This window comes from Bacillus cereus group sp. BfR-BA-01492, assembly GCF_022662815.1.
Lineage (GTDB): Bacteria > Bacillota > Bacilli > Bacillales > Bacillaceae_G > Bacillus_A > Bacillus_A cereus_BD.
Genome location: NZ_JAKUEH010000021.1, coordinates 1 through 19405, shown reverse-complemented (window position 1 = coordinate 19405; position 19405 = coordinate 1). Strand labels below are relative to the sequence as shown.

The following is a 19405-nucleotide window of genomic DNA, read 5'->3' as shown; positions in this document are numbered from 1 at the left end:
TCTTCTCCTTTATATACAAAATAACCATGTTGATTACCATTAGAATTATCGCTAGTATGGTACCAACGATACAGATATAACCCCAAGTGTTTAAATTATCATAATCAAGAATTGATACAATAAACACTAAAACAATGACTACAGGTAGATTCGTCCAGATAAATTTTTTCATAATAATATGGAATGTGATATAATCTTAAATGCAGGAGAGGTTTCCCTCCCCTGTGTGCTTATTCTGAGTCGTTTCCTTGGTCGGGGCGACTCTTTTGTTTTTCCTCTTTCACCTTGTAGTATGTATCTACGATGTTTTTAACACCTGCGGTTACTTGAGAGAAAACCGTTGCTGTTGTAGCTATAGCACCTAAGATTATTATCCAATCCACTTTGTTCACCTCCTGTTCTTTATACTCTTATTATACACTTAAAGTTGACTTAAGTCAACTAATTATCAAGAATATTTTACCTCTAAATGAAATATAATCCTTACACTCTTAAACTATATCTGCTATATTTAATTTTGCGATATAAATAAGGAGGAATTATTTATGAAAAAACCTTTTTATAAAAAATGGTGGTTCTGGGTTATCATTATTATTATTGTAGCGGTTGGAATTGGTAGTAACGGCAAGAAAACAGAAAAAACCACAGCTACACCTTCTGATACCCAACAGACTACACAAAAAGTAGAAAAAGAAAAGAATACAAACTCGGCATTAACAGTAGATGAATATAAGGACAGAATAAATAGTGCATTAAAAGAGATGGGAGAAAAAACAAAATTAAAAATTAATTCCACTGAAGTTTTAGACGACGGTAGAACATCTATTGCTTTATCAAACAATATTATTATCTTCTTAGACACTGATAAAGATAAACATATAAAAAAAGCATCACTAGGTATGACTCCAAATGCTTATTTAACTGAGCAGGAAGATTTCAAATTTGCTTTCTTATTATTAATAGGAACAATGGATAATTCATTAAGTTTCGGAGATCGTAATCTCGTTAAACAAGAGCTTGGTCTTAGTGACGAAAAAATATTTAGTAAGGACTATACAAAGTCATATAAGAAAAACGGAATCATGTATACATATAAAGGAAGTATAAAAGAAAACTTTATTCTACAAGCAGAATTCCGAAAGTAGGTGTTTAAAATAAAAAGAGATTCTAACTTTATGAAAGTGGTCAGTTCAATTTTTAATGCGTTTCGTTTATTAAGTAAAATCATAAATCCAATACTAAAGGCATTATCTAAAAGTAAATTTTAAATATCGTAGCAAAAAAGCCGACTCAAGAGAGTGGGCTTTAAATTTATTCATATGATTAAAATTATCCTCTTAAATGCCCCTTAATACAGTAATACGAATTTTCTATATTTACATTTTTTTCTTCTTGCCTCATAATTTTAATCGGGAGCGTGAGGAAGAAAATGGTTCAAATAAAAATTACACCTGAAGAATTAGAACAAGTTGCAAAACGGGCTAATGATACTAAGCATGCATTAGAATCCATACATAATAATTTATGCAATCAAATTGATTACATGTGTTTTCAATGGACAGGTGCATCGAATCAAAACTTCGTTCAAATGTTTAACAATGCAAGACCATCCGCATTCACAGCTATCAATGCACTTGTGCATGTTGAAGAAGAATTAAAGAGAATTGCTGAAAAATTCCGCGTTGCAGATAACGAAGATGTAACGACTCCAAAAGAAACTACACCTAGTAAATCACCTGAAAAATCTTTCTTAGGAAAAGTTTGGGATGGTATAGTAGACGGTACGGGAGCTGCTGTTGGAGATACAATCGACGGTATAAAAGCATTAGGTGACTGGGAAACTTGGAAAGGCATGGGCTACACTGTCACCCATTTAGATGAAGCTTTACCTGCTATGTGGGATGCGTTATCCGACTCTTTTAATAAAGATGTGATAAATGGGGATGCAGAAACACGTGCAAGATGGGGATCGTATGCTTTAACACAAATTGGATTAGGTCTTCTTGGAGATAAAGGGGTCAGTAAGGCTGCAAAGCTAGCGCAAGGTGCCAAATTTTCTCAAGGTATATCAAAAGCTGGTCAATTATTTAATAAAGGTGACAACTTTGCTTTTGCGGGTAGTAATGGTATCAAATCTGTATTTGACAATACTACTTTTAGACAAGCCGAAGAAAAACTATCAACTTATCAGTTTGCTAAAGGTGAAGGGAATCCTGGAAAGAGTAATTCTTTTGAAGAAAATCATACGCCACCACTTTCTAATCAGGAAGCCATTTCTAGTCTACAAGGAACAGAAAACTTCAAACCAAATGGACTTAAACATATCCTAGAAGGTGAAATAAATAGAAGTGGTAAGGCAGTTGGTTATCATTCTGAAGCATTAGAAAATACACCAGGGAAAATTATTAGAGGAACAGAAGAAATAGTAAATGATCAGGGCATCTATAAAGCTAAAATAGAAGTAAATGGAACTCCTAAGACTGCAAATGGAGGGTTCTCCACATTTTTCCCTAAAGAATGGAGCTCACAAAAGATTGTAGATAATGTCAATGAAGCATACAATACTAAAAGGCATATAATCGGTAATACATACAAAGGAGTAGGTTCAGATGGTATAGAGATAACCATGTATATAGATAGCAACGGGAAAATTATCTCTGCTTTTCCAAAAGAATAAACTCTATTTTCAATAAATTTAAGGGAGTATATTAGAAATGAAATATGAATATAGTTTTGAAGTGCTTGATAATGACGTATTAATCATGAGATTACCAAAAGAAATTGAACTTGTCGGAACCTTTGTATATGTTGAAGTTTCCGCTTTTGGAGATTGGATTTTAGAAGAAATACATAGTGTTTTAAACGGAGAAAAGGATTACGGGGAAGTAAACGGCAATATTTGTGGTTTAGAAATTCGAAAAGATACAACTACCGTTCTAGACAATTTGGCCGAAGATGATAAAGGTGCATTTTGCGAGATAGAAACGATTGAATTAGTAAATTTAATTCATATTTGGCTCGACAAACAAAAAGAATTTAAAAAAGAAAAAAATAAAGAATTGTAATAATTTAATTGGCTGACTTCTACATGAAGTCGCCTTTATTTATTTTCCCATACTCTTCCCACTATCTTTTTCCCCTTTGAAATTATTAATTAAGATTGATATTTTACGTTTTATATCCATTTTCCTTAGAGAATTATCAGCGAAATGAATACGTATATCCGACGCGCTTGGAACGGTATTGATCCTTCTACTTGGGAAAGAATTTTTGCTGGAGGAATGGCTGTAGCTAGTCTTACACCAGTTGGAAAAATTGCAAATAAGTAATTGAAATGAAAATGGAGGTATTTAAATACTAATGCATACTCAAAATATTACTGAATTAAAAAAACAAATGAACAATATTATTAAAAATCTTGAAAAAGAAAATAAAGTTAAAGAGAAAAAAATGATTGATGATATAATTAAACGTTACAAAGCAGCTGTAGTCGTATTAGAAACTAAAGAACTTTCTTCACTATCCAGACTAGATTTCAAGATTTTTGGTGGAGTTAGAGCATATCTCGACTCTTGTAGTGATTATGATAATCCTATATTAGGTGAAATGTATAAAGTAGAACAATCTCTTCAGGCTATATTAAATAGCAATAAATAATATTAGACCGTCCTCAAAAAAGAATCGATATATAGGAAGACAAACTCAATTGATTTAGGACTCGTAGAAACTACGAATATAACAAATTAAAATAATAATTGACCGCCTATTACAGGCGGTCTTTTTCTATTTCACATATACATAAACTTCATTTGCTGTTAAATAGTATGTTTTCCCTTTGCTGTTGTGTACTTTATATTGTGAGAATCCATTTACACTTACTTTAGCATCAATAGTGAATCCTAATCCTACATCTACAGTACCAGCAACATCTTTATCCTGCCAAGATGGAGATTCATAGAAACGTAAATTGTCCACTTTAGAAATGACCCTTTTACCAGTCATGGTAGAAGCATCTGTCCCATTGTAACGGATATATGAGGAGTCACAATAAATCCATTGGTTACCACCAAGGTTTAACCAGTTTCCTAATTTACCCCATACTTTATAAGCCTCTCCTTTTTGTAGTTTACGAATAACACTATTATCTGTTGATGGTCCAGAACGAAGATTTACATTGTATCCCTCAATATACGCAACACCATTCACCTGTACTGTGCCAAGTATTTCATTTGGTTTCTGTGGTTTTGCATCCACCGTAACAGATTTCCCGTTATAAGCCTTTAACACGTCTGCTCGGAATTTAGCCTCTGATACACCATGACTACGAAGATAATCAAGTGGGTCTTCATGATCTGTACCACCTAATTTATAAGTAATATCTTTATGTGTCCATAATCCTTTAGAAGGATGAATATTTCGTTCCCGTAATATTTCCCCAATCAACTCTACATATCGTTCGTAAGAACGTTTAAATTTCATTGCATCACTTGTTTCACACAATTCAACATGAACAAATCTTGCATTCGCTGCTGGACCTGCACCCCATGCACGATATTTAGTAGATGCAATTTGAATCTTTTCATTCCAGTCAACTGCATAGTGAACAAACGCTGAACGCCATGTACGAGACTCATATTTTTGAATATTAATAGCTGGAGCTTCTGGGGTAGCTGTAGAATGCGCTACAACACCTTCATAAGCACCAACACCATTACGGTATGGTTGTTTTGGTAAATCAGGAATAATCAAAACCCTATCAGCAAATACGTTTGTTCCAATTGATAATACTAAAATCATAGCTATAACTATAGATGAAATATGTTTCCACTTCTTTTTCATTTTACATCGGCATCCTTTTTTATAATTTTTGTGTGGTCAAATAATCCACTTGCTGACAACCCAATAATGATTCCTTGAAATATATTTGTTTTGATATCCTGAGACAAAAATAAAACGCCTAGCAATATGCCAAGCGTTAAATTTAGTAACGGAACATATTTTGTTTGCATCCCAACTGTTTTTGCAATTTGTGATAATCCTACAACAACACCAATCATTACCGTAATTTCAAACATTACATACCACCTCCTTTCAAGAAGAAGGTCAGAGCCGCTCCAATAAGCCCACCAACAATAAGGCGTAAGATCCAAGTTGTATTAGCGCTAATCTTATCTAATTGCTTATTGATATTGATAATGTCTTTCTCGTTACCTGTTGTCCGCATTTCTAAACTTTTAATCTCTAAGCGAATGTCCTTAATATCTTGCTTTATTTCTTGAACATCACTTCTTACTTCTTGTAACCCCTCCACTTTAATCACCCCTTTTTAGACAATAAAAAAAGACCAGCTTATGGCTGCTCTGGTTTCCTATTTATTAATTTTTATAGTCATAATCCTTTCAGTTGCGATTTGCTACTGCTCTATTCAGAAGGTACATTCTGTTTTTCCTGTGAAGCTTGTGTAATTCTGTCTAAGCAATCTTTGCAAATTTCCTGATTACCGATTCTTGTTGTATTTGTATTCACACCACAAATATCACAAAACCTTTCTGCAGTTCTAACGAACAGATTAGAAGTATCAGAGAATAATTCCACTTTTGTATTTGGTTTAATACCTGCTGTTTCCAGCATATCCAATGGGATTTTAATTGTCCCATCTTCACCAACTGTTCCTAAAACACCTAAAAATTGACTCATTTCATTTTCTCCTTTCATCACTGTGAGCTACTTATAAAGTTCCATGCTTTTCCATCGTGGTAGTAAGCTCCAAATCCTCTATAACCATTCCCCATCCATAGAACCCCTTGTTGAGACAAAGGAATCTTTCCAAATGAGTTGAATAATATACCTGATGTTGAAATTGGTGACGTGAAGTTAGCTCTCTTGGCTGTAAACCAAATCCCATCTTGAGCTGTTATACCGATATTACCTGCATTCGTTAGACGAATATTACTTTCAGCGCCATTATAATCTACATAGCGATAGTAAACGCCATTTCCATCTTTGTAGATACTTCCAATATTCCTACCAGTCCCATCACCTTCACCAAGGATTATATATGGGTTACGTGTTGTACTTTTTCTCTCATCTTCAAATCCCATCACAATTTTGGCAGAGCCTTGGTTTACAAAACGAATAACCTGATTTTCCATGTGGAGGTATTCTTTAGTAGCACTTGTTTTGATAGTCATACCTTGGAGTAATCCAGCTTTTAACCAAGATGCTTCTACCCTACCTACCAAATCAATTAGATTGGCTGAAATTTTAATCTTTTCTGCCGTTTGATTGATAGATGAAATGATTTCACCTTTTTTTACGGTACTAAGAATATTCTTCTCAGTAACTTGAATACGTCCTTCCATATTCCTTACATAAGCATTCGTAGCGAATTTATCATTAGATTGAGTTTGTGTATACACCTCTGTCTTTTTTGCTGCTAAATCAATACCTTTCTCATTAACACTAAAACGGTTATCGATTTGAGTCATCTTTTGATTGTATTGCTCAGTTGCTACTCTATTAGCTATATCTTCTAGCATTTTATCAGCATCAACTTGATCTTTAGGGTGTAACCAAAATTCTGTAGCTACTTTCCCGCGCTGTAACATAGGCATGCAAAACCAAGCTCTACCATTTCTTTGTATGTATGGCCGAAATCTTACAAACCCAGTTCCTGCTGGAGCTTTAGCTGTACAAGTAGATTTAATCCAAGTATTGTTAATGATTTGAACCCTTTCTCTAGCAGTTGAAATTCTGGTTGTTTTATTCGATTGCCAAAACTCCATCTCGATATACACACCATTATCAATAGGCACTTTCCCATCAGTGTTAAAGTAAGCCGAAACAACAATGTCTTCATAAGGAGAACAATCTATAAACTGCCCAAAAGCACCCCACCATCTATCCTGGTCTTGTCCCGTAGTGTGCATAGAAAACGAGTTGTATCCTTTATACTTTAGGTTTGGGTCTATAGCATGCCCATTCGACCACCCCCAGTACTTGTTCCCTTGAGTAAAACCTGCATCGAGAATCTCATTGATCGCTCCAAGACCCCCAACATAATTTTCAACGTCTTTCTTTTTCATTGTTAAATTCAATGCCTCAGAATGTTGCTCTAACGTTGTAGTAGCTTGAGTTAATGTTTTCCCTTGCTGTGTTTGAGTCTCTTGTAATTTAGAAACATTTTGAGTGATTCCATTTGCTGTCTTCTCTACCTCAGTAACACGTTTATCAAATCCACTTTGATTATTTTCTACTTTTGTTATTGTTTCTTTAATGCCACCTACACTTTTTTCAATCTCGGTTGTTTTCTTAGTGAATTCATTTAACGACACTTTATCAGCGTTTGAGGTGTCCCAGTCAGTAGCTATAGTACCTTTTTCTATTTTAAGGGCATTAACTCTAATCCAAGCGTAACCATTTTTTCCATCTAACGCTCGTTTTGTAGTACCTGTGATAAGCAAAAATGCTTGATCATCATCTCTATCGGCTGTGAATGTAAAATGAACTCTATAATAATTGTTATTCTGTCTATCGTTGATCTTAGCTACAATTGGAAAATCTAAAGTGTTAATATCAGGAATTCTTCTGTTTCCACCTTCAACCGTATACATAATGTAAACGTAATCCAATAACCAGCCTAACTCACTAGTTGCAACATTGAATGAAACCGTATATTTTTGACCTTTTTTAACTTTAAATTTACAATCATGTGACCGCATACCAACTTGCGTTCCATTAGGCACAATTTGTTGTTTACCATCGATTACAGTTTCCATTCGTAGTGAATAAGGAGTTGGCAACGAAGTTAAAGCACTCTCATTTATAACATTAACAGCACCGTAATTCCCCCAACGGCTCCAACCATTAGCATTAATGAATTCTGTTCCATTAATCATGTTAGTCGCACCGACTTCTAAACTATCAACTTTACTATTAATTTGTTCCATTCGTTCTTTTGTACGTCTAGCTTCTTCTTTAATTTCAGTTGTTATTTTAGTTAATTCACTTGTTGTTTGCTGTACATTGGAAATTGTCTTTTTTGTGCCTTCTACAGTGGATTCAACCGTATTTAATTTATTACTAATTTCACTATCTTTTTTAGTTAGCGATTCAATAGATTGCTTAAATCCATCCGCTGTTTGCTCTGATTTAGTAACGCGTTCTGCGAGCTTCCCTTGTTCATTCTGTACATTAGAAACAGAAGTATTTATGCCTTTAATAGTCGTCTCAATTTCTACTGTTTTTTTAGTGAAGTCCGTATTAGAAACATTATCTTCTGGCGCTGGTGTCCAGTCTGTCACTTTGTTTCCAATTTCTATTTTCGGTCTACCTACTTTTACATAGTCTCCGCCACATTGAATATATACTGCATTCTGTTCTGTTTTTAATATCCCTATATCTTTTATCCACACAGTTGTGCTTATTACACCCTTAAAATTCATACCATCTGTTATTCTTAACCAAGCACCTAGATGTTGAATTGAATTATCGGAATATCGTATAGAAGGTTCAAAACCAATTCTATTAGATGGATTAACACCAGTTTTTGCATTTTTAATTTCAACATAAACACTCAATGTAACCTGTTTACCTTGTAAGTCTTTTAAATCATTAACAAAACTGAAACCTTGCACAGTGTTAGGTGGTAATATAAATTTATCAGAATCAAGAACATAGTTTCTTACACCAATATTCGTGTTATTAACGGTTGTTTCTAGTTCACTTAACTTTTGTTTTGTACCACTAGCTGTTGTTTCAATTTCATTTGTCTTGTTTTGCAGTTTAGTTAAACCATCATTAGTTTTTGTTAGATCCGACTTCTCTGCTTTTTGTTTAAGAGCTTCATTTGTTTGACTAATAGATGTATTAACGTCCTTGAACTTTTGAACATTACCCTGTTTATCAGTTTCATAGGTTTGTTTACCAATAAAACCAGCTTTAATTTCATCTTTCGTATAAACGCCAGATTTATCAGCCTTATCTTCTAATTGATTATTAATCCACGTTTGATCAACTTTGTCATTAACTTGCTTTTGAACACCGACTATTTGTCCAGCTATTTCTTGCGCTTTACCTTCCACACTTTGAACCTTTTGATTTAATTCTGTTTTTGTGGATTCAATATCTTTGCTGACCTGCTCTATTGTTTCTTTTTTAACTGATTCCACATCAGGAACAACTGGGTCCCAAATACCATCTTTCCAGAGTTTTAAAATGCCCGGCTTACCATTAGAAATATCTAGCCATAATGTTTTTCTGTCTTTGAGTCCTGTTGTTGGTGGGTGTTTTGATTCAATAATTTCCACGGTATTATTTTTAATATTCTCTTGTACCTTTTCAGCAAGTGTTTTTGCTGCTTCTGACTCCTTCTTTGCATTACTAGCCGTTTCATTCGCTTCTTTCACTAACTTATCTAGCTGATTTATCATTTCTTGTTTATTGCCAAGCGAACTAAGAATACGATTGTAAATCCTTCTTAATTCTTCATTCGGATCAATAATTTCATGATAATCTCCAAATACATATTTATCTTGCAATGGATTTTTAAACGATTCATCACCAGAAATTGCCCTAGCTTCTAAATAAAGCTTAGGTGTGAATCCAGTGTCTTTTATTCGAATCGTATCGCCCTCGTTAATTAATTCGTGAGCTAATCCAAACACACGACCAATTGATTGTGCTTCAACTTCATAAGAAACAGATGTATTTACACGTTTTTTTAACTCTGTATTCATAAGAGTCATTAAACGTTTGGCATCCATGTCATCGTTTTCTGTTTCTGGACTATAGAAACCAAATTTATGATTACCTTTCTCGTTCCATCTTTGGAAAGCATCATTGTCCACAAGATAAGGAACACCCTTATTTATTTCTGTAATGGTAATGAATTCTCCGCCTTCTTTTTTTACGAAACCTAATAAGGCTGTACAAATATTTTGAGAGTTTTCAATCCGTTTAATTCCCAGCAAGTCTTTACCAAGGGTTATTTCTTTCCCTGTTTCTTGACCACGCTTCTTAACCATATCTACATAACGCCCAACAACTTGAGAGCCTACAACTTCAGCGCGATATTGAATTTCTAACTCAAACAAAGAAGCAATCTTTTTAAGAAAAGACAACGGATCAATAAATTCATCGATTGTCATAGAACGGAAACTAACATATTCTAAATTCCCCTTTTGCCACTTTGTGCCCGCAAGAGCGATATCAACCATTTCAATTACGGTTTTACCTTCTAATTTTTGTGGAGGGATAATTCCAGCTTTAGCAAGTTGAATCCATTCTCCTGATGCATAAGCAATTACTGATCTATCATCGGAATCTTTTTCAATTTCAGTAATTACATAAGGCACAATACGTCCATCGCGCACTTCTTTTAATACTAAGTTTTGCTGCATAAGTGTGGACGAATGCCTTGTATTATCAAATACTCGAAACTCTAAGGTATCAATGTTATTTTTGATTTCCCAATGTCGTTTATCATCCCAATAATCTGCGGGCTGAATGCTTGATACAATCTGTCCTGTTTTAAAATCGCAAACATGTAATTCACCACTTGGCGTTCTCATCTATATCTCTCCCTATAACTGATTGTAGCTGTAACTTGTACTTAAAGAAGCGTATTGAAGTGAAGAGGATTCAAAGATAATCTTGTTACCAAATCCCCTTTCTCGACGCGAAAAAAGCTTCCTGGTATATTCCCCAGCAAGCTGCATTGCAAATGGTTCAATTTCTGATTCATAATAAGCTGTCCATTCATCCTCATTGTATTTACTTTGGATAATCTTTTCGTTTGTATTAAAGAAATTATAAATACGTTGTACGGTTTCTTGCATCTGCTTGGAATCTGGTACAAACGCTTCAGGTTTTACTTGTTCTAAATCATACCTCGGATCAGAAGATGCTGCTCCACCATCATTTGAGATATTCAAATAGTTATTCACAAAGTTTTTAACCTGACTCTCAATATCTTCTTGTTTCAATACTGACTTAAACTTAAGAATCCACTTTACTACTGCACTATTTTTAATTGCTTTAACAATACCTTGATCGGTAGTCGTAACAATCTCCATTAACTGCGCTAATGCATTACCAGGATGCTCTCCGAAAAAGTCATTATCATTAAAGTCTTTACGCAAATGAATGATATCTGTATACGGAATCGTCATCTGCTTACCATTTTTAAAATAAAACTTTAAAAAGATGTCTCCCTGTGCCCCTTCTACAACTTCAACTGTTGTACATGGAATAGGGTAAATCTCAGTAGGATAACCAAAATCATCACGCTTTATATAAGCGAATGCATTATGATTCAACTCTAATTGAACAGCCATTTTCTCTTGAAACATTTGTCCTGTCATCAATGGATTAGGCTCTTCCAGTAAAAATCTCATATAGGAATCTGGATTCACCTTAAATTCAGTAGAGTTATCTCGTATATGCTTGGCTATCAGCTTACCAACTGCTTTTGCTTTAGGACGTATACAAGCTCGTATAATATCACTTTGATAGATGTCCCCATTCCACGCAAAAAAACCTCCACCATTATCGTTTATCATTTCAAAACGAGTTGTAGTAGGAGCCTGTTTCTTTCCAAATACCTTATCAAATAACCCCAAATTCTCACCTCCTTTTATACATAATAAAAAGCCGACTAATTAGTCGACTTTAATATTTCATATTCTTTTAAATACATCCATCTGTAACCACCAGTAGTTTTAGCCTTACCTCGACAGCATTTTTGTATATTCGAAGCCCAAATACCTGTTTTTCTTTGAGCTTCATTAATACTTTCAAATCTAGCTACATAAGTACCGTCTTTTTCTAATTGCACTATAGGTATAGATGTTGAACAATTAGCACCTATGTACACACCTTTTCTTTTTTCACTCATTTTCTTTTTGGATTGTTCATCGTGTTTTTTGCCGTAGAAAGGATTTTGAGAACCAACGTATCTACCCTTCATCTTTTTTGAATGGTTCATACGTTGTTCTATAGACTGCGGTCTTCCATAATTCCAATGTTTTTCTTTAAGCCTCTTCTCTTTATGTGCAATACTTATCTTTTTTCTTGTTTCTTCGGATACTGAATGACCAGTTAGTGTTAATCTAATTTTCTCTTTTTGCTCTTCTGACATAGGCTTACCGAAATTAGGATTATTCTCCCCAAATAGTCCACCACCTGTAGCGTTTTCATTTATGTTATACCCAACACTTCTATCACAAGCTTTTAAAATATCTATATAGTACTGTTCTTTATCTAATAATTTTGCACTGCCAATTATATATTCCACAACTTCAAAAATAAAATTATTCGCGCCATATTTATTGTAAGCTCTTTGTAAGTATGAGTTAGTATGCTCACCCTTTTTTAAAGCACCAAAATGTTCTCTTTTTCTTTTAAGTAAATTGTTACTACTCCCTACATAGAACTTTCTATTGACTAAATTAAGAATCCTATATATACCCATTTTCGACATAATAAAAAAACATCTCCAAATTGTGTTTATTTATCGAGCATTAATTTGTCTTAACAGTGAAGGTGTTTCAAATCTGATAGCTAATCTAATTTATTTGCATTATATCATATTATGATAATCGTTCCATTTTTCTTGTAATATTACATACGCATTGAGTAAACTTGCAGCCCCATCTATACGGCGACGTTGATTCTTTGTCTTACAAGGCTGAATGTTTAAATTCTTATCTATATCAATAGCTACGTTACTAAGATTCCACTTTGTTAATGGATTATTTCCGTAATTTATTAATTTAGAATCTAAATCTGCACCTAATTTTTTCATTGGTGCAGAAAGTGTTTTCTCCCCTTGTATAACTGGTATTGTAGCATCTGCCCCAAAATGAAGTTTTAAGTCTTCAACAAAGTACTTCGCCGACCAACTATCGTACCCAATCCAAGGTATATAGATACCATATTCCTCCCTCAATTCAACAAGCCAATCCACTATAAATTTATAATGAATTGAATTTCCAGGAGTAGTTCTTAATAATCCCATATCATACCATGTTGAATATGGAATTTTATCCTCAATTGTTCGCTGCTCTAATAGATCCTCGGGTAACCAATACATATGTTTAGCGTAAATTGTTTCATTGTTTGGTAATTTTAAAATTATACATGCTGACGTTAAATCGGTTGTACTACTTAAATCGACTCCACAAATAGCATATGATGGATTTAATTCTTCAATGTTATATGTTGCTGTATTGTTGAGCTGTTCAAACGTCAGCCAAGCTTCGCTTGAAGTTTCTCTCACATTAAAATCCTTTGTCAGTAGATTTTTCACCAACATTGGATTTGCTTTTGCTTTCTCAACTTTACTTCTTAATTGATCAGTGTTTTTAATAGTTCCTAAACCAGGATTAGCCTTTGCCCAGCACGATTCATCTACCCATTCTTCCCGTTTATCTAGTTCATAAATAATAGGAAGAACACGTTCATCCTTATAACCATCTGGATCATCATATCCATTAATAATACGTTCAGCTTCCTCATATTTAATATCAAAGATACCTTCACGAACTGTTCCGGCTGTAGTTGTAATTACTGATATCGGTTGTTCTCGAGCCGTCATACCATCGACAATTACATCATAAAGATTTTTGTCTTCAATAGCATGTAATTCATCAATTAATGAACAATGTACGTTAAGTCCATCTAATGTATTTGAATCACTAGAAAGGGGTTTAAATGAACCATCATTAAAATCAGAAATCATTTCAGCAACTAAAGTACGGATTCGCCTTGATAAAACTGGAGACTTCTTTACCATACGTTTTGCCTCAGACCAAATGATTTTAGCCTGGTCTTTTTTCGTTGCTGCTGATACAATTTCCGGTCCTGGTTCATTATCAGCAACCATCATATAAAGCGCAACAGCTGAACCCCATGCAGATTTTCCATTCTTGCGGGCTACTATTAATATAAACTCACGGTATTTCCTTGTTCCTTCTATTTTATGAACAAATCCAAATAACGTTGCTGTCATAGCTTTTTGCCATAGCTCAAGTAAAAATGGTTTACCTCCCAACTTACCTTTACTATGTTTACAAAAGTTTTCAATAAATTCTATAGCATGGTTTGCTCTGTTGGCGTTATATTCCCATTCACTTTTTGCACTTCCTAAATCAGTGACGATTTTTTTATAAACTCGTCTAACTTTATCCGATACAATTTCCTGTCCAGTTTTTATTTTATTCCAGTACTCTAGAATCGGGTTATATGATAAAGGATACTTAATCACGAGCGTTTATAAAATCATCAAATCCATCGCCTTTTTCTTTAGGCTCTGGTGTTTTTTTAGGAATATAATCACCCAACTGCTTCATTATCGTTTGATAACTTTTATTCATAGCTATATATCTTCTTGCTGCTGGTCTTTCCCTTTCATATGGCTCTTGATTCTCTGATTGCGAGAACATTTCATCGTAACCATTTTCATCAAGATCTTTACGTACATCTTCTAGTCGAACACGCAAATCTGCCGCTTCAACAATTAGCCCCTCTACTACCAAGAGGGTATCTTTTGGCATTTCTTTATATATACGTTTAAGTCTGTTTATTTCTTTGTTAACCCGTTCTTCTTTTGTTAGTTCTTTCTTTATCGCCATAAATAACACCTCATCTCTTCTGCATTTTGGGTAGGGGGGTCACGTGAAATGACCAATTTATTTTTTGAAGGTATCTCATCGGTCCTTCGAGAGCTTGAAAAAGATTTTGAAATGGGGGCTTTTATTTCTTTGGAAATATCAGCGTTCATTTTTTATTTTGATTTTTATTCTTTTTGTATTAAATCCCCATTCTCATCAAACATTACTCCCTCAACAACTGGACTATTCTTCTCATGATGTTCACGGTTGTGGCAATCCTGACATAAAAGTTCTAAGTTATGAAAGCTCAATGTAATCTCTGGATTATTTATATTCTCTGGTGTTATATAGTCCTTATGATGAACAATCTTTCCTGTCCCTTTACACCTCTCACATAATCCATATCTATATTTAAAATATGAATCCCTACACTTCTTCCATGCTGTGGATTTATAAAACTTCTTTGCATATTCCTTTGCCATGCATCCACCTCAAAACAAATAACCGCTCAATGTTGAACGGTTATCCTTTATATAAAGTTATATGAAACCCAATACGGTAAATGAAGTTTTATATAACATAATTGTCTTTAATCCCTATCTATTATTAGATGGCTTTTGTACGACAAAAATAAAGCTTTTACCTCTTATTGGACAAAATTATATTGAATGCCAATACTATCAATGACTCCCCTTTCAACATTATATATTCTTATATTATTTTATAAAAAAATATAGATTAATTAATCGAATCACCTTTACACGTATTATAATACGTGTTATAATAAGAGTATAGAAAGGAGGGAATAAGGGAGATGGACATTCTAGATATTTTAGACAAAGTAAGCGGGATTTCTTCTTTCATCTTAGCGATATACATACTTCTCAAAGAAAGCAAAGAAGAAAAAAATAAGCGTCCTCAACGCAAAGGTTCCAGCCGACCAAGCAGAAAACCTAAGCGAAGAAAACGCAAGTAACCCATTGGAAAACTCAACCAACTGGTTGGGTTTCTCAAAAAAATATTATCATCTCCCATATCTATATGTCAAAAACTTCATTGATTTTAAATACTATTTGTTTGTTTTTAACAATTCGTTTCTTTATTGTTACCGACTTTTCTAATTTACAAATGTTAGACACTATCTACCTAATTGTTATTATTTTATGGATTCTGGTCTTCACCATTTCGATTATCAAGAAATTGAAGAAGTAAATCCATAACACTATATTTAGCAGGAGGAAAACAAATGAGCACTTACCAAGATCGCTACATCTACCCATCTATTTTTGATTTTTCTAATGAGCAGGTTACTGTTACCTTTCCTGACTTTGCAGATTGTCATACTAATGGTGATAACTATGAGGATGCTTTTGAAATGGCTAAAAAGACATTAGCAACTCATCTATACGAAATAGAAGAGCAAAAAGGAAGTATTCCATCAGCTTCTAATCCAACTTCTATCCAAACTAAAGAGAATCAAGTTATTGGCTTTATTGAAGTATGGATGCCACCGTTCCGTAGTGAAATTGAAAATAAAGCAGTAAAGAAAACATTAACTATTCCTCATTGGCTTGATAAAATGGGAAAAGCTAATAATGTAAACTACTCACAAGTGTTGCAAGATGCATTAAAAAAGCATTTAGGTGTTGCTGAAAACAAGAACGTATAAAAGAGATGAATTATCTTCATCTCTTTTTTCTATCTCCATAATAAAAGAAATAACCCTTTATATTAGGATTATTTCTTCAATTAATTTTATTCGAATGCCTTTTTAATAATTTTATGAGTCCCAATTAATGAAAGACCTAACAAAACTGTCCCAATAAGAAAATAAACTATAAAAACGAAATAAAACATATATTTATTAGAATTTAGCGATAAATAAGGAAACCAAAAAATAGTTAGTAAAAAGAGTAATGCAATAAGCATCAACGTCAAATAATTCATATAAAAACTTTTATTCTCTTTTCTAGCTTCTTGACTTTGAAAAGACATACAAGCAATTGCAATCGCAATTAAACCTATTATTATACTTATTCCTAACTTAGAAGTTTCTTGAATCATCTCTACTAACATTTTCATATTTCCTATAGCATTAAATACTACAAATAATAATGTAAAAGCCGCCATCAATATAACTAATTGGGCGATTGCTTTAATGTCTTTACGCAATTTTCTCATACAAATCAACCTCCTCTATATAAGAATAAAAGGAGGTTGAAATAAAATCAATAAAACTTAATATAAAGTTAAAGTATTTTTCCGTAATACTTATCTTAATTAAGCTTTCGACAAAAATGACTATTCCTCTTCATATGGTCTATATTTACTACGCAGGACTTCTAATTCCTTCTTCTTCTCTTCAATGTCTTCACGTAGGAACAAACTCACTCGTTCCATTTTCTTAAATGGTACAAGTTTACCATCTTTTATCATTTTACTAATTCTCGCTTTACTAATCCCTAAAACATCCATTACCTCTGGCGTCGTTAATACCTCATCATGTAAAAAAGAAAGCAGTTGCTCTTTATCCTCAAACTTGTACACTTTATTCACCTCTTTTTTCTTTAAAAATCCCATAAAGTCGTAATGACGTATTTATAATATAAAGAACTAAAAGAATGATTAACACAAGGACTAGGCTTTTTACCATATATTAAAAATAAAAAATATTTATTATTATTTTTTATTTTGAGTAACCTTGCTTAGTTTCTCATTTATTTCATTCCGATGGGCTTCTCTTTCAAGCAATTGAGGTTTATAATTCTTCTCTATAGCCGATTGCATCCTAAGTGTTATTTTATAAGTACTTTTAAATGATTCTATAAATTTTTCAACTAAGACTCTTCCATCTTCATTACATGCATCTGCTAATATTCTGTCTAGATTTATAACGGAATGATGTGCGCTTTGATAATTTATACGTGGTTCCATAGGAAAAACATCCTGATTATTTATTATTTTAAAGATTTCACTATGATGTTCAACCGGTATTGATTCTAAACCACTAATCCCTATTCCTGTACGCCAGTCAATCCAGTCCGTAGGCTGATATTCCGCTCCAAAAGTCATCTCATTCGGAGGTACCACATTAAATTTATTAAGAAACACATCTGGAACTTTTCTTCCATAAGGATTTTGAACAAACGCACTCATTAAAGTATTACGTTTATCCCCACTCCATTCAAAGGCATTTTTTAATCCATCTAACAGCACATAGTCATTGATTCCCGAATGAAATTGATGAAGATGTCTGATTATAAACACCCCATTTATTAATCCAAAATTAGATTCTTTATAAAAAGAGTTAGGAGTAAATAAACCACAAAAAGGACTAGTTAGAGCGGATATTACTTCATTTATAAAATCATCCCATACTATAAATAAGAAACGAAAATCCTCTTTAAATTGATCTTCTAAAATATACTCAGAATACTTTTCTTCTGTATTTACTAAAAAGTCTTTAACAGTAAGTAGTTTGGGATTAATTATATTATCAATCGAAATTAATTCTCTATCTGGTAAATGCGTGGTAACTTGAAATCCTGACTGTCTCTTTTCTTTGAAAACTTTTAAACTTGGTGTTTTTACTTCTCCTGCATAGTATTTACCCGATAGCTTTGAACGAAACTCAGGATTTTTTGAATTTTTCGAGCTTCTTGGTTCACTTTGAATAAAAGGACCCCCTTGAGTTGAATCAGCCACCTGAGCAGCCTTACTTAAAACTAAAACCTCGCTAAGAACAGCATAGTTTTGTTCCAACTGCTCTTTATTATTTAAAGTACTAATCCATTCTATTATTCTTTTAGAATACTGAGGAATTGACTTATCTACTAATTCTAACGCCTCAACAAACGTGAATATAAAAGATGATACTTTTTGATAAGGTGGAATTTTTTCAATCTCATGTACATGCATTTTTAAAAGATGATCGTTAGGGATTTTATCCTTTAACAACTGAATTATTTCGTTCTTATCCATGATTTTCTCTCCTTTTGGGAATATAGCTTGGAAATGTAAAAAGTTAAATTAATTTCTTAATATTTTTTGTTACTTCTCACCTTTCTCCCAATCTGCTTTTTCAAATTCATTCATGTTATCTTTAAATCCTAAATATGTAGCTACAGATAATACTACAAGAATTATACTCATAAACACTTGCAATACATGAATAAATTTCCCTAAACTTGTCAAATTAACCATATCAAATGAAATATTAAAGGCTGAAACAGAAGCACTATATAAAATATAATCTAGATATAAAAAGCTTTGTTGATGTTTATCTAATAAAATAGGAGTTATTAATTCTGGCTTCATAAAATAAAGTGGTGAAATTAATAATATTAATTCAATATAGCTATGCACAGCTAATGAAATTCTATTTCCTCTCTTCAAATTAGTGGAACGTTCACCAATTAATAAATCTGAATTCATTTTTGCTTTCACAGTATCATTATAAAATGCTAATCCAATCTCTATAGACCTTGAAATTAAACGGATGAGAAGAAATATATATATCAAATCAATAATAATATATGGGGCCTCTGTAAATGTATTTTTAAATATATCTATTAATTGTTTTTCTAACTCCATGATAATAACTATAAAATTAATCATCGCATTTATATTACTTATTAATGTCCCTAAACAACTGAACACAATGCTAACAATTACTAAAAAACATTGGAGTTAGTATAGTCATATGGACACAACTTAGTTAAGTCCTTACAATGGATTTCAAGGAGGAAGTGTCCGTATGGCAAACAAGAAATTTAATGCAGAATTTAAAAAGA

20 protein-coding genes and 2 pseudogenes are annotated in these 19405 nt (G+C 33.1%); 7 read left to right on the top strand and 15 right to left on the bottom strand.

The genetic code is table 11. The annotated features are described in order from the left end of the window. Positions 1-230: 230 nt before the first annotated feature. Complete coding sequence (locus tag MR063_RS18925; protein WP_000383803.1) at positions 231-383, bottom strand: hypothetical protein; 153 nt, start codon at positions 381-383, stop codon at positions 231-233. Positions 384-545: 162 nt separating this feature from the next. Between MR063_RS18925 and MR063_RS18920 the strand changes: the two genes are divergently transcribed. The 5 genes and pseudogenes from MR063_RS18920 to MR063_RS18905 all read left to right on the top strand — a co-directional run bounded on the left by MR063_RS18920 (position 546) and on the right by MR063_RS18905 (position 3657). Next, positions 546-1145 (top strand): hypothetical protein, encoded by a 600-nt coding sequence (locus tag MR063_RS18920; protein ID WP_000742853.1) that lies wholly within the window; start codon positions 546-548, stop codon positions 1143-1145. Positions 1146-1429: 284 nt separating this feature from the next. Further along, positions 1430-2677: a WXG100 family type VII secretion target gene (locus MR063_RS18915; RefSeq protein ID WP_000249899.1), complete on the top strand. Its 1248-nt coding sequence runs from the start codon at positions 1430-1432 to the stop codon at positions 2675-2677. Between the two features lie 37 nt (positions 2678-2714). After that, on the top strand, positions 2715-3065 hold the full coding sequence (locus MR063_RS18910; RefSeq protein ID WP_000873112.1) for a hypothetical protein: 351 nt from the start codon (positions 2715-2717) through the stop codon (positions 3063-3065). Between the two features lie 156 nt (positions 3066-3221). Continuing rightward, positions 3222-3320 (top strand): annotated as a pseudogene (locus tag MR063_RS22230) (WXG100 family type VII secretion target); the annotation flags it as partial. A gap of 40 nt (positions 3321-3360) precedes the next feature. Beyond that, a complete protein-coding gene (locus tag MR063_RS18905; protein WP_000557429.1) occupies positions 3361-3657 on the top strand; it encodes a hypothetical protein in 297 nt (98 codons plus the stop codon). Positions 3658-3783: 126 nt separating this feature from the next. Here MR063_RS18905 and MR063_RS18900 read toward each other — a convergent pair whose 3' ends face one another. The 10 genes and pseudogenes from MR063_RS18900 to MR063_RS18855 all read right to left on the bottom strand — a co-directional run bounded on the left by MR063_RS18900 (position 3784) and on the right by MR063_RS18855 (position 15094). After that, the gene (locus tag MR063_RS18900) at positions 3784-4839 is read right to left on the bottom strand and encodes an N-acetylmuramoyl-L-alanine amidase (RefSeq protein ID WP_242200739.1); all 1056 of its coding nucleotides are present in this window, start codon (positions 4837-4839) and stop codon (positions 3784-3786) included. Then, positions 4836-5075 carry a hypothetical protein gene (locus MR063_RS18895; RefSeq protein ID WP_000461736.1) on the bottom strand — a complete coding sequence of 80 codons (240 nt, stop codon included), beginning with the start codon at positions 5073-5075 and terminating at the stop codon, positions 4836-4838. Before MR063_RS18895 ends, MR063_RS18900 begins: the two co-directional genes overlap by 4 nt. Then, positions 5075-5311 carry a hemolysin XhlA family protein gene (locus tag MR063_RS18890; RefSeq protein WP_000398741.1) on the bottom strand — a complete coding sequence of 79 codons (237 nt, stop codon included), beginning with the start codon at positions 5309-5311 and terminating at the stop codon, positions 5075-5077. The genes MR063_RS18895 and MR063_RS18890 overlap by 1 nt, the downstream gene beginning before the upstream one ends. 110 nt (positions 5312-5421) lie before the next feature. Continuing rightward, entirely contained in the window at positions 5422-5697 is a 276-nt protein-coding gene (locus MR063_RS18885; RefSeq protein ID WP_000077308.1) for an AbrB/MazE/SpoVT family DNA-binding domain-containing protein, read from the bottom strand. Positions 5698-5714: 17 nt separating this feature from the next. Next, complete coding sequence (locus tag MR063_RS18880; RefSeq protein ID WP_242200735.1) at positions 5715-10571, bottom strand: phage tail spike protein; 4857 nt, start codon at positions 10569-10571, stop codon at positions 5715-5717. Between the two features lie 15 nt (positions 10572-10586). Continuing rightward, positions 10587-11621 (bottom strand): annotated as a pseudogene (locus MR063_RS18875) (phage portal protein); the annotation flags it as partial. A 35-nt stretch (positions 11622-11656) separates the two neighbouring features. Further along, entirely contained in the window at positions 11657-12481 is an 825-nt protein-coding gene (locus MR063_RS18870; RefSeq protein WP_242200733.1) for an NUMOD3 domain-containing DNA-binding protein, read from the bottom strand. 99 nt (positions 12482-12580) lie between these two features. Beyond that, positions 12581-14266: a terminase large subunit gene (locus tag MR063_RS18865; RefSeq protein ID WP_242200731.1), complete on the bottom strand. Its 1686-nt coding sequence runs from the start codon at positions 14264-14266 to the stop codon at positions 12581-12583. After that, positions 14259-14633: a hypothetical protein gene (locus tag MR063_RS18860; protein ID WP_242200730.1), complete on the bottom strand. Its 375-nt coding sequence runs from the start codon at positions 14631-14633 to the stop codon at positions 14259-14261. Before MR063_RS18860 ends, MR063_RS18865 begins: the two co-directional genes overlap by 8 nt. A gap of 164 nt (positions 14634-14797) precedes the next feature. Beyond that, complete coding sequence (locus tag MR063_RS18855; protein ID WP_144477526.1) at positions 14798-15094, bottom strand: HNH endonuclease; 297 nt, start codon at positions 15092-15094, stop codon at positions 14798-14800. Positions 15095-15426: 332 nt separating this feature from the next. Between MR063_RS18855 and MR063_RS18850 the strand changes: the two genes are divergently transcribed. Next, complete coding sequence (locus tag MR063_RS18850; RefSeq protein ID WP_000352022.1) at positions 15427-15588, top strand: hypothetical protein; 162 nt, start codon at positions 15427-15429, stop codon at positions 15586-15588. 270 nt (positions 15589-15858) lie between these two features. Beyond that, on the top strand, positions 15859-16281 hold the full coding sequence (locus MR063_RS18845; RefSeq protein WP_242200728.1) for a type II toxin-antitoxin system HicB family antitoxin: 423 nt from the start codon (positions 15859-15861) through the stop codon (positions 16279-16281). 86 nt (positions 16282-16367) lie between these two features. On the opposite strand, the gene MR063_RS18840 is transcribed toward MR063_RS18845, so the two are convergent. The 4 genes from MR063_RS18840 to MR063_RS18825 form a co-directional block, all read right to left on the bottom strand. Next, positions 16368-16793 (bottom strand): hypothetical protein, encoded by a 426-nt coding sequence (locus MR063_RS18840; protein ID WP_242200726.1) that lies wholly within the window; start codon positions 16791-16793, stop codon positions 16368-16370. Between the two features lie 120 nt (positions 16794-16913). Beyond that, complete coding sequence (locus MR063_RS18835) at positions 16914-17192, bottom strand: helix-turn-helix transcriptional regulator (RefSeq protein ID WP_003159543.1); 279 nt, start codon at positions 17190-17192, stop codon at positions 16914-16916. 99 nt (positions 17193-17291) lie between these two features. Then, on the bottom strand, positions 17292-18593 hold the full coding sequence (locus MR063_RS18830) for a hypothetical protein (RefSeq protein ID WP_242200724.1): 1302 nt from the start codon (positions 18591-18593) through the stop codon (positions 17292-17294). 69 nt (positions 18594-18662) lie between these two features. Continuing rightward, the gene (locus MR063_RS18825; RefSeq protein WP_242200723.1) at positions 18663-19229 is read right to left on the bottom strand and encodes a hypothetical protein; all 567 of its coding nucleotides are present in this window, start codon (positions 19227-19229) and stop codon (positions 18663-18665) included. Positions 19230-19405 lie beyond the last annotated feature (176 nt).

What these genes read in the sequence shown, in the direction of transcription:
- MR063_RS18850 (WP_000352022.1), top strand. Translation starts at nt 15,427, where the DNA reads ATGGACATTCTAGATATTTTAGACAAAGTAAGCGGGATTTCTTCTTTC.
- MR063_RS18900 (WP_242200739.1), bottom strand. Translation starts at nt 4,839, where the DNA reads ATGAAAAAGAAGTGGAAACATATTTCATCTATAGTTATAGCTATGATT.
- MR063_RS18870 (WP_242200733.1), bottom strand. Translation starts at nt 12,481, where the DNA reads ATGTCGAAAATGGGTATATATAGGATTCTTAATTTAGTCAATAGAAAG.
- MR063_RS18830 (WP_242200724.1), bottom strand. Translation starts at nt 18,593, where the DNA reads ATGGATAAGAACGAAATAATTCAGTTGTTAAAGGATAAAATCCCTAAC.
- MR063_RS18905 (WP_000557429.1), top strand. Translation starts at nt 3,361, where the DNA reads ATGCATACTCAAAATATTACTGAATTAAAAAAACAAATGAACAATATT.
- MR063_RS18825 (WP_242200723.1), bottom strand. Translation starts at nt 19,229, where the DNA reads ATGATTAATTTTATAGTTATTATCATGGAGTTAGAAAAACAATTAATA.
- MR063_RS18910 (WP_000873112.1), top strand. Translation starts at nt 2,715, where the DNA reads ATGAAATATGAATATAGTTTTGAAGTGCTTGATAATGACGTATTAATC.
- MR063_RS18895 (WP_000461736.1), bottom strand. Translation starts at nt 5,075, where the DNA reads ATGTTTGAAATTACGGTAATGATTGGTGTTGTTGTAGGATTATCACAA.
- MR063_RS18835 (WP_003159543.1), bottom strand. Translation starts at nt 17,192, where the DNA reads ATGGGATTTTTAAAGAAAAAAGAGGTGAATAAAGTGTACAAGTTTGAG.
- MR063_RS18845 (WP_242200728.1), top strand. Translation starts at nt 15,859, where the DNA reads ATGAGCACTTACCAAGATCGCTACATCTACCCATCTATTTTTGATTTT.
- MR063_RS18885 (WP_000077308.1), bottom strand. Translation starts at nt 5,697, where the DNA reads ATGAGTCAATTTTTAGGTGTTTTAGGAACAGTTGGTGAAGATGGGACA.
- MR063_RS18855 (WP_144477526.1), bottom strand. Translation starts at nt 15,094, where the DNA reads ATGGCAAAGGAATATGCAAAGAAGTTTTATAAATCCACAGCATGGAAG.
- MR063_RS18915 (WP_000249899.1), top strand. Translation starts at nt 1,430, where the DNA reads ATGGTTCAAATAAAAATTACACCTGAAGAATTAGAACAAGTTGCAAAA.
- MR063_RS18860 (WP_242200730.1), bottom strand. Translation starts at nt 14,633, where the DNA reads ATGGCGATAAAGAAAGAACTAACAAAAGAAGAACGGGTTAACAAAGAA.
- MR063_RS18920 (WP_000742853.1), top strand. Translation starts at nt 546, where the DNA reads ATGAAAAAACCTTTTTATAAAAAATGGTGGTTCTGGGTTATCATTATT.
- MR063_RS18880 (WP_242200735.1), bottom strand. Translation starts at nt 10,571, where the DNA reads ATGAGAACGCCAAGTGGTGAATTACATGTTTGCGATTTTAAAACAGGA.
- MR063_RS18840 (WP_242200726.1), bottom strand. Translation starts at nt 16,793, where the DNA reads ATGAGAAAATTGCGTAAAGACATTAAAGCAATCGCCCAATTAGTTATA.